The organism is uncultured Thermosynechococcus sp. (assembly GCF_937958135.1).
GTDB lineage: Bacteria > Cyanobacteriota > Cyanobacteriia > Thermosynechococcales > Thermosynechococcaceae > Thermosynechococcus.
In genome coordinates, this window is the sequence record NZ_CALGOG010000015.1 from 1 (window position 1) to 15,207 (window position 15,207).

The window sequence follows — 15,207 nt, forward strand, 5'->3', positions numbered from 1 at the left end:
GAGTGGTGGAAGTGTACTAAAAATCAGTGGCAGGTGGCCTGCACACCTGGTTTGGAACTTGAAGTGCGCTATGCCATCTATGCCCACGAACTCTCGGTACGCACCAACCATGTTGATAGTAGCCACGCCTATTTTAATCCCGCGGCTGTGTGTCTCTATGCGCCGGCATATCGCGACCAGCCCCTCACGGTAACCATTGAAGCACCCCCTGATTGGCGGGTGACCACTTCCCTCCAGCCCTTGGACAAAGCAGGCTATACCTTTTGGGCGGCAAATTACGACCTGCTAGTAGATAGTCCCTTTGAGGTGGGTACCCATGCGGTTTACACTTTTGAGGTGGCGGGTAAACCCCACGAATTGGCAGTGTGGGGTGAGGGGAATTTTGAGCCAAAGCGAGCGATCGCCGATATTCAGCGGATTATTGCCACCGAGGCCAGTTTCTTTGGCGGCCTGCCCTACGATCGCTATGTCTTTATCTTGCACCTCACCCACAAGGGCTACGGCGGTCTGGAACACCTCAATAGCTGCTCATTGATCTTCCATCGCTTTGGCTTCCAGCAAGCGGAGCAGTATCGCCGCTTTCTCTGTTTAGTGGCCCATGAGTTTTTTCACCTCTGGAATGTCAAGCGCATCCGCCCCCAAGCCTTTGAGGTCTTTGACTACGACACTGAAAATTACACCACCAGTCTCTGGTTTGCTGAAGGGGTAACCAGCTATTTGGATCAACTGATTCCCCTGTGGGCGGGACTGTTTGATGCAGCAGCCTATCTCAAACTGTTGAGTGAAAGCCTCAATCGCTATTTCCATACCCCCGGTCGCCATGTGCAATCCCTGAGTGCCGCGAGCTTTGATGCTTGGATTAAGCTCTATCGCCCCGATGAAAACAGCATCAATTCCCAGATGTCGTACTACCTCAAAGGGGAGCTGGTGGCGCTGCTGTTGGATTTGCGGATTCGTCTCAACTTTAATCACCGGCGATCGCTCCTCGATGTCCTGCGGCGGCTCTGGCAACAGTATTGCGAGACGGGTCAAGGCTATACCCCCGATGGGCTGTGGGAGACCATTGAAACCATTGCCGATGAAGACTTGGGAGCATGGCGGGAGCAGTTCATTGAGGGCACGGCAGACTTACCCCTACAGGAGTGGCTTGCCAAAGTGGGACTGGAACTGGTTCCTGAGGAGGCACTGCCCTATACCGGCCTTCAGTTCAAACAGGAGCACGGTTCCCTTCAGGTCAAAGCGGTACTGCGGGACTCCCCGGCTGAAGCAGTGGGCTTGGCAGCGGGGGATGAAATTATTGCCCTCAATGGTTGGCGTGTGACGGCGGAGGACTGGTCAGAGCGCCTGCGGGAATACCAAGCCGGAGACACAATTCAGCTGACTTGGTTTCATGATCAGCAGTTGTGCTCCAGAGCGTTAACTCTAGGCAACCCCCAGCCCCAATATCGGCTACAGTGCTCTGCCAATGCCACGGCGAGCCAGCGGTCACATTTAGTTGCTTGGTTAGGAGACACCGCAGCGTCGCTTTAGGGGAGGTGGTAGGATGCTTCAGCCCTTGCTTCAGGATCGCGATCGCTTGGAACAGGTGCTGCGACAACTTCCCCTGTCTCCCGGCGTCTATTTCTTCAAGGACAAGACCGATCAGATTCTCTACATTGGCAAGTCCAAGCGCCTGCGATCGCGGGTGCGCTCCTATTTTCGTCAGCCGGCCCAACTGGGACCGCGCCTTGAGCTAATGGTCTATCAGGTGGCGGAAATTGAGTTTATTGTCACCGATACGGAAGCGGAGGCGCTCGCTCTGGAGGCTAACCTTATCAAGCAGCACCAGCCCCACTTTAACGTCCTCCTCAAAGATGACAAGAAATATCCCTATCTGTGCATTACATGGTCAGAACCCTATCCCCGCATTTTCATTACCCGCAAGCGCCAGTTTGGCAGTGGGGGCAATACCCCCGCTGATTCCCCCAAGGATCGCTACTATGGTCCCTATGTGGATAGCTTTCGGCTGCGCCAAACCCTTGCTCTAGTCAAGCGTCTTTTTCCCCTGCGGCAACGTCCCCGGCCGCTCTTTAAGGATCGGCCTTGCCTCAACTACGACATTGGCCGCTGCCCAGGGGTCTGCCAAGGCCTCATTTCCCCGCAGGAGTATCGGCAAACCCTGCAGAAGGTGGCCATGATTTTTCAGGGACGCACAGGGGAACTGGTGGCGCAGTTGCGGGAACAAATGGTACAAGCGGCAGCGAACCTCAATTTTGAACTGGCGGCACGGTTGCGGGATCAAATTCGCGGTCTAGAACATCTAGGGGTGGATCAAAAGGTCTCGTTGCCGGATGATACGGTGTCACGGGATGCCATTGCCCTTGCCCTTGGCGATCGCCATGCGGCCGTTCAACTCTTTCAAATTCGCGCCGGTCGCTTGGTGGGACGCTTGGCTTTTGTGGCCGATGCCCAAAGTGGCAGTCCCGGCAGCATTTTGCAGCGGGTGCTCGAAGAACACTATGCCCAAGTGGACGATGTAGAAATTCCCAGTGAAATTTTGCTGCAACATCCCCTTCCCGAGGCGGATCTGCTGCGCACCTACTTGAGCGAAAAGAAAGGCCGCGCCGTTACCCTCACCGTACCCCAGCGCCAAGCCAAAGCAGAACTAATTACTATGGTGCAGCGCAATGCGGAATTGGAATTGGCGCGCATTCAACAGGCCAGCGATCGCACCCAAACCGCCCTTGAAGATTTAGCCCAACTCCTTGGCTTGGATACCCTCCCCCACCGCATTGAAGGTTACGACGTTTCCCACATTCAGGGGGCGGACGCTGTGGCCTCGCGGGTTGTCTTTATTGAGGGGTTACCCGCCAAGCAGCACTATCGCCACTACAACATCCGCAATCCTGAAGTCAAACCTGGCCACGCCGATGACTTTGCCAGCCTAGCGGAGATTCTCCGCCGTCGCTTTGCTCCCTACCTTGAGGGGAAAAGGAACCCTCTGGAGACTGATGACTGGCCCGATGTCATCCTCATTGATGGCGGCAAGGGGCAACTCTCGGCTGTGGTTCAGGTCTTGGCGCCCCTCTTGGGCGATCTCACCCTTCTTAGCTTGGCCAAGCAGCGGGAAGAGATTTTTGTTCCCCATCAACCCCAGCCCCTTTCCGCTGACCCAGAGCAACCGGGAGTGCAATTGCTGCGCCGCGTCCGCGATGAAGCTCACCGCTTTGCCCTCAATTTCCATCGTCAAAAACGTTCCCAACGCCAGCGGCGATCGCACCTCGATCAAATTCCGGGCTTAGGCTATCAGCGCCAAAAGGAACTTCTGGCAACCTTTCGCTCCATAGATTACATCCGAATGGCTACGCCTGAGCAGCTGGCGCAGGTGCATGGGGTCGGCCCCCGCTTAGCGGAAAAAATTTACCGCTACTTTCATAGTGATACGCAGTAGCCCAGAGCCACTTACCTAAAAAAAAGAAGGCAACTTTTGGTCTCCTTCTTGGGGTTTATCATACCAAAAGCGGGTAACGCGATTCGAACGCGCGACATCAACCTTGGCAAGGTTGCGCTCTACCACTGAGCTATACCCGCAGTAGTACCTTAGTTTAGAAAATTAGCGGCGGCATTGTCAAGTCCCACCCGCGGTGTTCAATTCCCAGTGATCACAACGTGCTCAATGGTTTCCTAGGGGGTCTTGGCCCGTATGGACTAGCAACGGGGGCTAGAAGAGATTGCTATAAACCGGGAAGTATATTAGGCTGATGCTAAAATTCTGCGGGCCAAGCGCAAATCAAGGCGGTGATCACCGCCCTACAGCAGAAACAGACCTCTTCTAAAATGTGAGTACAAAGGGAAGGTTCTGTGCCAAGCTAGAGAAGTTGTTTTGCATTCCTAACACTATGAGTGAACCGACACCCGATGATTTGACTCCCCAATTCGGTTGGTCCCGCTATGCAGAGCTAGTCAATGGCCGCTTTGCCATGATCGGTTTTGTTGCCCTGCTGGTGCTGGAGTGGGTCACCGGCCAAGACTTCTTTACGTGGGTGGGCTGGCGATAGGTTGTGGCGGCAACACTGCGTTTAGAGGGAGTCACGCGGCGATTTGCGCCGGGCGTGGCAATTGGTCCACTATCCTTGACGGTACCCGCAGGGGAGCTTTGGGTCATTGTCGGGCCTTCCGGTTGTGGTAAATCTACCCTGTTGCGGCTCATTGCCGGTTTGGAGCAACCCACCAGCGGCAACATCTACATTGGAGAGACTTGTGTCAATGGCCTCAGTGGGCGCGATCGCGATGTGGCGATGGTTTTTCAAAACTATGCCCTCTATCCCCACATGACCGTGGCCGAAAACCTTAGCTTTGGCCTGAAAATGCGCGGTGTTGATTCGGCAACACGGCAACAACGGGTGCTCCAAGTGGCAAAGCTCCTGGGGATTGAGTCCCTGCTTCAGCGCAAGCCGTGGCAACTCTCCGGTGGTCAGCAGCAGCGGGTAGCCCTCGGAAGAGCTTTAGCGCGATCGCCCCAAGTGTTTTTGCTCGATGAACCTCTCTCCAACCTCGATGCCCAATTGCGGGAGCAAACTCGTGCTGAATTGAAACAATTACATCAACAACTGGGGATTACTACCCTCTACGTCACCCACGATCAAGTGGAGGCCATGACCCTTGGCGATCGCATTGTGGTGCTCGATCGCGGTCAAATCCAGCAGATTGGCACCCCTGCCGACCTCTACGCAAGACCCGCAAATACCATGGTGGCGCGCTTTCTGGGCACCCCGCCAATGAACTTACTGGCTGCTCACTGGCATGGCAGCCGCCTTTGGATCGCGCAGCAGCCCCTGAGTTGCCCCGATAACCTACATTGGTCACTCAAAAACGAACAGTCGCTGCTGGTGGGAATTCGGCCAGAGCACTTGCAGATTGGCGAGACCGGTTTAAGAGCGATCGCCACCCTCGTTGAACCCCTTGGTCGCGAAGCCATTGTCCGCTGTCGCCTGATGAATAGTTCCCAAGAACTCCTGTGGCTAGCTCCGAGTCAGCACCTCCCTCGCATCGGCGACTCCCTCCACCTGCAGGTCAGCCATCTCTATCTTTTTGATCCCACAAGCGGGGCGGCTCTCAATTTTGAGCCTTGTTGAAAATTCAGCGGAACCCTTACCCAAGACCGGTGGGTTCGCTTAGAATACAACTAGGATTCTGTAAAATTTCGTAACTTCTGCGGCCAGCCCGTCCATGACTTCGGTAACTTCTCTTTTCTCACCTGTCGAAGCCGATCTCTGTGTCCTGACGGAGAACCTGAAGGCACTGATTGGAGCACAACACGCCGTACTCTCTGCTGCCGCCGAACATCTCTTGACCGCCAGTGGCAAGCGTATTCGACCCGCCATTGTTCTACTGGTCTCACGCGCCACCCTGCCGGATCAGGGTCTCACTCCTCGGCACTGCCGCTTGGCAGAAATTACGGAAATGATTCATACTGCTAGTCTCTTTCATGATGATGTCGTTGACCAGGCTCAACTGCGGCGGGGTGTTCCTACCGTCAACAGTGTCTTTGGCAATCGGGTGGCCATTCAAGCCGGTGACTTTCTCTTTGCCCAAGCCTCTTGGTACTTAGCGGATCTAGATAATCTCCAAGTGGTGAAGCTGCTCTCTCAAGTGATCAAAGACTTTGCTGAAGGGGAAATTCGCCAAGGTTTTAACCGCTTTGACACCAGCATTACCCTAGAGGACTATCTGTTAAAAACCTACTACAAGACGGCCTCCCTCATTGCCAATAGCGCCAAAGCCGCAGCGGTTCTCAGTGAAGCCCCCCCAGAGACCATTGAGGCCATGTACACCTACGGCAAAAATCTCGGCTTGGCTTTTCAAATCGTAGATGACATTCTCGACTTTACCCGTTCAACCGCAGAATTAGGCAAGCCCGCCGGTTCAGATCTGCGGGATGGCAATTTAACAGCGCCTGTTCTCTTTGCCCTACCTAAAGCTCCCTACCTGCACACCCTTATCGAGCGCGAGTTTAGCGAAGAAGGAGATCTAGAAACCGCCCTCAACCTCGTGCGCCAAAGCGGGGCAATTGAAGAGGCGCGTAACTTAGCCAAGGAATATGCCCAGGCGGCTCTACCTGCCCTTGAGGTGCTCCCCCCTTCAGAACCGCGTCAAGCCCTCAGCCAGTTGACGGATTATGTCCTTGAGCGCCTGTATTGAGCTGCGAGGCAAACGAATTCCGACACACAGCGCATAAAGCTGCGGCGGTAAACGAAAACCCAAAAAACAGAAATAGTCCTGCTGAGTACAGGTGCGGGAGGAGGAGAGAATCCCCTACACTAAACACAGGGGGACATCCACCCGGCGAACCCATGACTTGTTCTTGGTGGGGGAGTGAATTGTGGCACGAAGTGTTAACCAGCGTAAACCAGTGAGTTCTCCTGTGGCTCGTCGGGGCAATCCAAAACCACCTTCCAAAACGGTTATCCGGCGATCGCACCCTTCCCCTTGGCGCACCCTGCGTTGGATTGCTGCCTTTGGCACTGTGTCCTTGGTCTCGGCCTTTGCGGGCATGACCTTTGTTTTGATAGCGCCATTTCAGGGGACAGGTCATCGGGGACAAGGCGATCCCTCTTGGCTGGAAATGATAACGCGGGGGTTGCAGTATGGCATGGGGCGGCCAGTGAACCTCCTAGTGTTGGGGGTAGATAAGGTCTTGGATGCGCCCGAAGGATCTCCTGAACGCTTTCGTGGTCGCACCGACACCCTCCTACTGGCGCGGTTTAACCCTGAAAATGGCACGATAACCGTTCTGAGTATTCCCCGTGACACCCGTGTTGAGATTCCCGGCTATGGCATTAACAAAATTAATGCAGCCAACGTTTATGGGGATGTGGATTTAACGGTGCGGGTAGTTAGCAAAACTTTGAATTACACCCCGGTGGATCGCTACATTCGCATTGATACGGCAGCCTTTCGGGAATTAGTAGATCTCGTCGGGGGGGTCGAAGTCAATGTTCCCAAGCGCATGGTTTACACCGATCACACTCAAAAACTCTACATTGATCTTCAACCGGGGCTGCAAACTCTGAATGGAGAGCAAGCGGAGGGGTTTGTTCGCTTTCGTTACGATGAATTGGGGGATATTGGGCGTGCCCAACGGCAGCAGATGTTGATTAAGGCTTTGCAAAAGAAACTGGCCAACCCCGTCATGCTGACCCAGTTGCCGAAAATCTACAGCGTCCTACAAAAATATGTGGATACAGATTTAACTTTTGCCGAATTAATGGCGATCGCTCAATTTAGTCTGCGCATTGAACCAGACAACCTACGTTTGATCTTGCTCCCTGGCCGTTTTGGTGGCGATGGCTATGAAGTGAGCTACTGGCTGCCTGACTATGAACGGATTGGTCGGGTGGTGGCAGAACATTTTAGGGATCGCCCCGCAAAACTCGTCAACTCTAATTGGAGCGAAAGCGGCACGTTACGCATTGCCCTGCAAAATGCCTCCGGCAGGAGCGACGCCGCCCAAGATATGGCTGACTTTCTCGCCCACCACGGCTACACAAACGTAATGATCAGTAACGAGTGGTATCAGCAAACCCCTGAAACAGAAATCATTGCCCAGCAAGGGGATGTGGGAGCTGCCCAAATGATCCGCTCTGTTCTTGGCATGGGACGAGTGTCAGCCAATTCGACGGGTGTGCTATCTTCAGATATTACGATTCGGATTGGTCGCGACTGGGCAGCCGTCCTGCATTAGGTTAGGGTTGCGGGCAGTTTCTTCTTTACGGCCTCGGGTTCAAGAATGCGGTCAATAATGCCGTATTCCTTGGCCATTTGTGGCGTCATGTAGAGCAATCGATCCATATCACGGGTGATACGCTCAGGGGGTTGACCCGTGTTTTGCGCCAAAATCTCCACCATCATGGCTTTATTCGCCAAAACTTCGCGGGCACGAATTTGAATATCGGTGGCCTGCCCTTGGGCATAGCTTTTGGTTTGGTGCAGAACAATCGTGGCGTGGGGTAAACTGGCGCGGCACCCTTTAGTACCAGCGGAGAGCAACATAGCTGCCATGCCCATGGCTTGACCAATGCAGATTGTGTGCACAGGGGGCTTAATGTAGCGCATGGTGTCGCAGATAGCAAAGGCTTCGGTTTCAAAACCAATGGGTTCGCCATCGTAGCGGGAAGTCCCCGTTGAGTTGATGTAAATGCGGATGGGTTTTTCGGGGTCCTCGTATTGCAGATAGAGCAGTTCGGCAATAATCAGCTCGGTAACTGCTGGCACCAAAGGCATACCTAGATAGACAATCCGCTCCTTCAATAGCAGTGAAGGGAGGTCTGGAGGTGGGGTGCGATAGTAGGCATCACCATAGTAGGCGGCTTGGGCAGCAGTAATGGGCAACCGCATAGAACGCTCAGCAAATGACAGTCTATCTGTACTTTAGCAAGGAATTGCCTTCAGGATCGGTGGGAGGCACCCCCTATAATCAAAGCAGTAATCAAATTCTCTGCGCATGAATTACCTTCTCAGTTCGCGGCTGACCTCCTCAATAGTGGCAGTTGCCATCCTCTTACTGATACTTTTTTTGAATGCGGTGGTGATTATTAATCCCGGCCAAGCAGGGGTGTTGAGTATTTTGGGCAAGGCTCAGGATACCCCCCTCCTCGAAGGTATTCACTGGAAACCCCCGTTTATTGCCAGTGTGGATGTCTATGACGTAACCGTGCAGAAGTTTGAAGTGCCAGTGGAAAGTGCCACCAAAGATCTGCAGAATATCAAAGCAAGTTTTGCCATTAACTTTCGCCTCGACCCCTTAGCCATTGTGGATGTGCGCCGCACCCAAGGAACCCTGGAAAACATCGTGGCTAAAATTATTGCCCCCCAAACCCAAGAGGCCTTCAAAATTGCCGCTGCCCGTCGCACAGCAGAGGAGGCGATTACGAAGCGGGATGAACTGAAGGAGGATTTTGATCGTGCCCTTAGCGATCGCCTAGCCAAGTATCACATTCTCGTACTGGATACCAGTGTGGTCAACCTTGACTTTTCGGAGGAATTCTCCAAAGCGGTCGAGGATAAACAAATTGCTGAGCAGCGGGCACAGCGAGCTGTGTATATTGCCCAAGAAGCCGCTCAACAAGCCCAAGCAGAAATCAATCGTGCCCAAGGGAAAGCGGAAGCCCAGCGCCTGCTGGCTGAAACCCTCAAGGCACCAGGGGGACAGTTAGTCCTACAAAAGGAAGCGATCGAAGCGTGGCGTGAAGGGGGTGCCCAAGTTCCGCAAGTGATTATACTCAACGGTAAAGAAGGACTCCCCCCCTTTTTGCTGAACTGGAGCCCTGAAAAATAGGCAAGGGTGTCTTCGATCCCCTGATCCACAGGAGCGATCGCCCAAATCCCCCCTAGAATTGAGAATAGTAATTTGTCCGTCATTTGCCCTTTGATTCTTTCGTTCCCCTCGAAATTGACCCATGATCTCCACCCCTGTCACCCTTGCTGCCAATCAGCAAATTTTGCCCTTGACGGCTGAGACCAATGCTCGTGGCCATCTCACCATTGGTGGGTGTGATGTGGTGGAGTTAGTGGCACAGTTTGGCTCTCCCCTCTACATTCTTGATGAATTCACCTTTCGCGCCGCTTGCCGGCAATACCGCGATACCCTGCAGCAGAGCTATGGCGGTGATTTCTTGGTGCTTTACGCCTCCAAGGCTTGGAATTGCTTGGCCACCTGTGCCCTTGCCCACAGTGAAGGCCTAGGGATTGATGTGGCATCGGGGGGAGAACTCTACACTGCCTTGAGGGCTGGTGTCCCTGCTAGCCACATTTACTTCCACGGGAATAACAAATCTCCCCAAGAACTCCTCTATGCCCTTGAGGTCAACTGCACCATTGTTGCCGATAACTGGCTGGAGCTGGAACGTCTGGCTGCCTACACTGAGGAGCATGAGCTTTCGACGCCGCCACGGGTGATGTTGCGGCTGACACCGGGGATTGAATGCCACACCCACGAATATATCCGCACCGGGCATCTAGACAGCAAATTTGGCTTTGACCCGCAACAGTTTCCAGAGTTGCTGCGGTTTGCCAAAGCCCATCCAGAACTGGACTGGGTGGGACTGCACGCCCATATTGGCTCCCAGATTTTTGAGGAGCAGCCCCATCTGGATTTATGTGATGTACTCGTGGATTGGCTGGCTCAAGCCCGTGACGCTATGCTACCGATGCGAGAATTGAACGTGGGGGGCGGACTCGGCATTCGCTACGTAGAATCCGATAATCCGCCGGCGATCGCCCGCTGGACAAAGGCCGTTAGCCGGCAACTGAGCCAAGCCTGTCAGCAACGCCATCTTCCCTTGCCCAAACTCCTCTGTGAGCCGGGGCGCTCCATCGTGGGGCCTGCGGCAGTGACTGCCTACACCGTGGGTAGCCGTAAGGTGATTCCTGAACTGCGCACCTATGTTGCAGTGGATGGGGGAATGTCCGATAACCCGCGACCCATTACTTATCAAGCGCAGTACACCGCCCTGTGTGCCAATCGCATGACCACGGCGGTCACAGAAACCGTGCGAGTTGCCGGCAAGCACTGTGAATCGGGCGATATTCTCCTGCCCCAAGTTACCCTGCCACCGCTGCAAGCCAACGATATTTTAGTTGTGGCCGGTACGGGTGCCTACAATTACAGCATGGCTTCCAACTACAATCGGGTTCCCCGGCCAGCGGCGGTGATTGTTTGTGAGGGTGAAGCCAACTTGATACTGCAACGGGAAACCTACGCTGATTTGGTGGCTCATGATGTCTTGCCCCTACGATTGAGCACTCCCGCCCCCTAGGAGGTGACGAGAGAGATGGGATGATAGGCCTCCTAGGTAACTTATCGTGGCTGCTACTGTCCGCGCAGACACTGGCCAAAGTGCGAACAGTGGTGGATGTGGTTTTGGTCTTGGCTCTAACCTACGCTATTTTGCGGGTTGTGGCTGAGCGGCGAACCCTCTGGATGATACGCGGCTTTATCTTCCTCCTCCTGGCAACTTCCCTAAGCCGTGCCGTTGAACTCCACTTTTTGAGTTTTGTTTTGCACAATTTAGTCATTGGTTCGGCAGTTGCCTTGGCCGTCATCCTGCAATCGGAAATTCGCATTTTTCTGGAACACTTGGGTCGGGGGCAGTTCTTGGGCTTGATGCAGCCTGGGGCCGAGTCGAGTCTAACCAATGATGCTGTTGATCTGATTGTGGCGGCAGTGAAGGGGTTATCTCAAGATCGCACAGGGGCACTCATTTTACTGGAGACCCATACAAAGCTCAGCCCCCAAGATTTTACCCATGCGGGAATCCTGCTCAATGCCCGTCTATCGCCAGAACTGATTACCTCAATTTTTCAGGTGACTTCACCCCTGCATGATGGGGCAATTTGGGTACGGGGGAGTGAAGTGATTGCAGCAAAGTTGATCTTGCCCCTCTCGGATCGCACAGGACCTTGGCAGTTGGGCACCCGTCATCGCGCTGCCTTGGGGATTACTGAGCGCATTAGCCACTGTGTCTGTGTGGTAGTTTCTGAGGAAACGGGGTCAATTTCCCTTGCCTTTAAGGGGGAGCTTCAACGTCCTCTTACAAGCAGTAAACTAGGGGAATTGTTACGGCAGTATGTGCAGAATCAAGGGACAGGAACTTCACAACCCCTTCCCCGTCAACACAGCTCAAAATTCTGGAAAACAATATGGCCATTGCGTTAATTTTCTGTAAACGGATGTCTCCATGACCCTACAGCCCCATTCATTGATTGAGTTACCTGCTGATTTGGATCGCGATCGCCTACCTCGCCATGTGGCGGTGATTATGGATGGCAATGGCCGCTGGGCAAAGCAACGCAATTTACCGCGCGTGATGGGGCATCAACGGGGGGTGGACACCCTTAAGAATTTGCTGCGCTGTTGCAAAGATTGGGGCATTGAAGCCCTGACCGCCTACGCCTTCTCTACAGAAAATTGGGGGCGCCCCCTGCCGGAGGTGGATTTTCTCATGACCCTCTTTGAGCGAGTGTTGCGGCGGGAGCTAGCAGAAATGGTTGCCGAGGGGGTACAAATCCACTTCGTCGGCGACTTGGCGGGTTTGCCGAAATCTCTGCAAGCAGAAATTGAGCGCGCCATGGCCGCCACAGCCAATAACCAAAAAATTAAATTTGTGGTGGCAACAAACTATGGTGGGCGACGCGAAATTATCCACGCTTGCCGTTCGATTGCAGCCCAGGTGAAAGCGGGACTTATTGACCCTGCGGATATTGATGAAGTGCTCTTTGAGCGGCATTTGTACACCGGCGGCCTACCGGATCCTGATTTGTTGATTCGTACCAGTGGTGAGATGCGCGTCAGTAACTTTTTGCTGTGGCAGGTGGCCTATTCAGAAATCTACGTTACCAAAACCCTCTGGCCGGATTTTGACCGAGCTGCTTTCCATGAGGCGCTACGGGATTACCAACAGCGACAACGGCGATTTGGCCGTGTCTAAAGGGAGGGGTTTCGGTGGACAATAGGAAAGCTTGCCGGGTACGTATTGGAGCGATACTGTGACCCCCCAATTGCGCATTTATGTCCCCCCCCATCCCCTGATTCAGCATTGGCTAACGGTGGCTCGCGATCGCACCACACCCACCCCTTTATTTCGGGTGGCCATGACGGAGTTGGGGCGGTGGTTGGCCTATGAAGCGGCACGGGAATGGTTACCCACAGTGGAAACAATGGTGGAGACTCCCCTTGCCCCCTGTGCTGCAGTGGTGGTGAATCCCCAAGTGCCCATTGTGGTCATACCGATTCTGCGGGCGGGCTTGGCCTTGCTCGACGGTGCCCAAGGGGTCTTACCCACGGCAAAAACGTACCACCTAGGGATTGTGCGGGATGAGGTTACCCTTGAACCCCGTTGCTATCTCAATACGTTCCCTCCTCAATTTGACCCACAAACCCGTGTCCTCATTAGTGAGCCAATGCTGGCGACGGGAGGTTCAATCATGACAGCAATGCAAGAATTGGTGCAGCGGGGGGTTGACCCGGCCTGGGTGCGAATCATTTCCGTGGTCACTGCCCCCCCCGCGTTGCAGACACTGGGTGCCCATTTCCCGGCAGTGCAAGTCTATGCGGCCACGATTGATGAGAGATTGAATGAGCAGGGCTTTATTGTGCCTGGCTTGGGGGATGCGGGCGATCGCGCCTTTGGGACTGGGGAGGAATAGCCCATGATAACAGTGGTGACTGTACCGGCAACAACGGCCAATTTGGGGCCTGGATTTGATTGCCTTGGAGCGGCGCTGACCCTCACCAATAGGTTTACATTTTCGTTGAGCGATCGCCCCCATGTGAGGGTGCAGGGCACCGAAGCAGCAGGTGTCAGTAATGGCTCCGACAATTTGGCCTATCGTGCCTACAATCGTCTCTATGAATATCTGGGGCGGCAAGCCCCACCCGTGTATCTAGAAATTGATCTGGGGGTTCCCCTCGCGCGGGGTTTAGGCAGTTCAGCGACAGCAATCATTGGTGGACTGGTGGGAGCCAATCGGCTGGCGGGCTTCCCCCTCAGTCATCGTGAGGTTCTGGAATTGGCTATTGAAATGGAAGGTCACCCCGATAATGTGGTGCCCGCCTTGCTAGGAGGCTGTCGTCTTGTCCTCCAAGAGGGGGGAGGGGAATGGCATTGGCTAGAGATTCCTTGGCATCAGGAGGTGGTGCCTATTGTGGCGATTCCAGACTTTGAGCTAGCGACGGAAACAGCGCGTCAAGTGCTGCCCGCCCACTGTACCTACGGTGATGCGGTTTTTAATATCAGTCACCTTGGTGCTTTGCTGCGGGGCTTAGAAACGGGTCAACGGGAGTGGCTGCAACTGGCTTTGGGCGATCGCTTACATCAACCCTACCGCCAAGGTTTGATCAAAGGTTATGCCGATCTCCACAGCGCTGCGCTTGAAGTGGGTGCCCATGGTCTGGTGATTAGTGGGGCAGGGCCAACCCTCTTAGCCCTTGGGGATCCCGTTACTGCTCCAGCCATTGCCGCAGCGTTGAGGGAGACTTGGGCAAAGTTTAACGTACAGGCGCGGGTCGAGGTACTGGGGATTCAACGCCAAGGAACAACAGTGCGCGATCGCTAGGTCATCCATTGAAGACTTCCCTGCTCCTAGGAGGTGATCTAATGAGTCAAGAACAGGATGCCCTGACAACGGAAGTGCTGCAACGTCTGCGCCGCAAGGAGGGAACTTGGCAAGATTGGGGTGCAGGATGCCAGCAACTGCAAAAACAAGGACTCTCCCCCCAAGCCATTTTTGAAGCTACGGGCATTGAACCGATTCACCAAAATCAATTGATCATTGCCTGGCAAGTGAGTCAGAGTTTGCGGGACGCTCCTGAATCTGTGCATGCCTATTTTCAAACGCGGGGCAGTGATCTGCTCTATGAGCTGCGGGTGTTGTCAGTGGGCGATCGCCTTGCAGTCGCAACGCTAATTGTTGAGAAACAATTGGATCTCACTGCGGTTCATGAAGTGTGCCGTGCCCTTAAGGCGGTGAGCTATCAAAAAGATGACAGTGAAGGCTTTGGTGAGAGCGTCGGCGATCGCATTGGTCGCTACTACTGGCAACTGGCACGGCAGCAACGCGATTTGGCTCAGCGATCGCGCCTCATTGCTCAAGGCCTCCGCTTTGTCGAATCCCCCACTGGTCGCCAAGCGCTTGAAAAACTCCTGACGGACTTTACCGTTGTTCCTGCAGCTCGCCAACCCCGCCTGCCCCTTTACCGCTTCGATTCCGCCGAAGACCTGCCCTACTTTATTCCTGTGGCAGGAACAGCCCCCCTGACTGCGGAAGCGTTTAATCAAGTTCCCCAGTTAACCGCCACAGACCCTTTTCAATTAGTCTCCGTTCCCCAGCCCATGACCCTGGTGGCTCTTCCCGGTTGGCAGGTTCTCTTGAATGCCGTTGATCCTGTGGCAGTTCTTTGGCCTGCGGCGGACTTACCCACAGAATTACCGCCAACTCCTGAGGGACTTCCCATTGAACAGGTGCTCTTGATTGTGGATCGCGGTCTTCAGGCATGGGATCGCGATCGTTACCTGCTGATTGCCCCTGCCACCAGCGATACTGTCAAATTGGCCTGGTTGCCTGAACCGCCTACAGTTCCGATTCTGGGCCAACTCCTGCTGGTTCTACGCCCCCCCCAAGTGTTGGATAAGAGCCTTAATAAGGAACTCTGGTTTTTTGAGGAATAAT

At 54.2% G+C, this 15,207-nt stretch carries 14 protein-coding genes and 1 tRNA gene; 13 read left to right on the forward strand and 2 right to left on the reverse strand.

Annotated features, from left to right (window positions below; all coding sequences use genetic code 11):
* Together Q0711_RS01890 and uvrC are read left to right on the forward strand one after the other, a co-directional pair.
* The coding region (locus tag Q0711_RS01890; protein ID WP_299041432.1) for a PDZ domain-containing protein at positions 1-1,530 on the forward strand (1,530 nt) is incomplete at its 5' end.
* 13 nt (positions 1,531-1,543) lie between these two features.
* On the forward strand, positions 1,544-3,430 hold the full coding sequence (uvrC, locus tag Q0711_RS01895) for an excinuclease ABC subunit UvrC (protein ID WP_298617290.1): 1,887 nt from the start codon (positions 1,544-1,546) through the stop codon (positions 3,428-3,430).
* Positions 3,431-3,498: 68 nt separating this feature from the next.
* Here the strand turns inward: uvrC and Q0711_RS01900 are convergent.
* A tRNA-Gly gene (locus Q0711_RS01900) sits at positions 3,499-3,570 on the reverse strand.
* A gap of 308 nt (positions 3,571-3,878) precedes the next feature.
* On the opposite strand from Q0711_RS01900, the gene Q0711_RS01905 reads away from it, so the two are divergent.
* The 4 genes from Q0711_RS01905 (at position 3,879) to Q0711_RS01920 (ending at position 7,723) form a co-directional block, all read left to right on the forward strand.
* Positions 3,879-4,037 carry a chlorophyll a/b-binding protein gene (locus Q0711_RS01905; protein WP_298615422.1) on the forward strand — a complete coding sequence of 53 codons (159 nt, stop codon included), beginning with the start codon at positions 3,879-3,881 and terminating at the stop codon, positions 4,035-4,037.
* Between the two features lie 3 nt (positions 4,038-4,040).
* Positions 4,041-5,114, forward strand: coding sequence for an ABC transporter ATP-binding protein (locus Q0711_RS01910; RefSeq protein WP_298615418.1), 1,074 nt, complete (start codon positions 4,041-4,043; stop codon positions 5,112-5,114).
* A gap of 94 nt (positions 5,115-5,208) precedes the next feature.
* Complete coding sequence (gene sds / locus Q0711_RS01915) at positions 5,209-6,180, forward strand: solanesyl diphosphate synthase (protein WP_298615416.1); 972 nt, start codon at positions 5,209-5,211, stop codon at positions 6,178-6,180.
* Positions 6,181-6,361: 181 nt separating this feature from the next.
* Entirely contained in the window at positions 6,362-7,723 is a 1,362-nt protein-coding gene (locus tag Q0711_RS01920; RefSeq protein WP_298615413.1) for an LCP family protein, read from the forward strand.
* Here Q0711_RS01920 and Q0711_RS01925 read toward each other — a convergent pair.
* Positions 7,720-8,376, reverse strand: coding sequence for an ATP-dependent Clp protease proteolytic subunit (locus Q0711_RS01925; RefSeq protein ID WP_298615411.1), 657 nt, complete (start codon positions 8,374-8,376; stop codon positions 7,720-7,722). The genes Q0711_RS01920 and Q0711_RS01925 overlap by 4 nt on opposite strands.
* Positions 8,377-8,482: 106 nt before the next feature.
* On the opposite strand from Q0711_RS01925, the gene Q0711_RS01930 reads away from it, so the two are divergent.
* From Q0711_RS01930 to Q0711_RS01960, 7 genes are all read left to right on the forward strand, one after another.
* Positions 8,483-9,316, forward strand: a complete 834-nt coding sequence (locus Q0711_RS01930) for a prohibitin family protein (RefSeq protein ID WP_298615409.1) — start codon at positions 8,483-8,485, stop codon at positions 9,314-9,316.
* Between the two features lie 121 nt (positions 9,317-9,437).
* Positions 9,438-10,796, forward strand: a complete 1,359-nt coding sequence (lysA, locus tag Q0711_RS01935) for a diaminopimelate decarboxylase (protein WP_298615406.1) — start codon at positions 9,438-9,440, stop codon at positions 10,794-10,796.
* A 20-nt stretch (positions 10,797-10,816) separates the two neighbouring features.
* Complete coding sequence (cdaA, locus tag Q0711_RS01940; protein WP_298615404.1) at positions 10,817-11,695, forward strand: diadenylate cyclase CdaA; 879 nt, start codon at positions 10,817-10,819, stop codon at positions 11,693-11,695.
* 22 nt (positions 11,696-11,717) lie between these two features.
* Positions 11,718-12,467, forward strand: a complete 750-nt coding sequence (gene uppS, locus Q0711_RS01945) for a polyprenyl diphosphate synthase (RefSeq protein ID WP_298615401.1) — start codon at positions 11,718-11,720, stop codon at positions 12,465-12,467.
* Positions 12,468-12,525: 58 nt separating this feature from the next.
* Positions 12,526-13,185 carry a uracil phosphoribosyltransferase gene (gene upp, locus Q0711_RS01950; protein ID WP_298615399.1) on the forward strand — a complete coding sequence of 220 codons (660 nt, stop codon included), beginning with the start codon at positions 12,526-12,528 and terminating at the stop codon, positions 13,183-13,185.
* Positions 13,186-13,188: 3 nt separating this feature from the next.
* A complete protein-coding gene (gene thrB, locus Q0711_RS01955; RefSeq protein WP_298615397.1) occupies positions 13,189-14,094 on the forward strand; it encodes a homoserine kinase in 906 nt (301 codons plus the stop codon).
* A 41-nt stretch (positions 14,095-14,135) separates the two neighbouring features.
* Positions 14,136-15,206, forward strand: a complete 1,071-nt coding sequence (locus Q0711_RS01960) for a RuBisCO accumulation factor 1 (RefSeq protein WP_298615394.1) — start codon at positions 14,136-14,138, stop codon at positions 15,204-15,206.
* The last annotated feature ends 1 nt before the right edge of the window (position 15,207 follow it).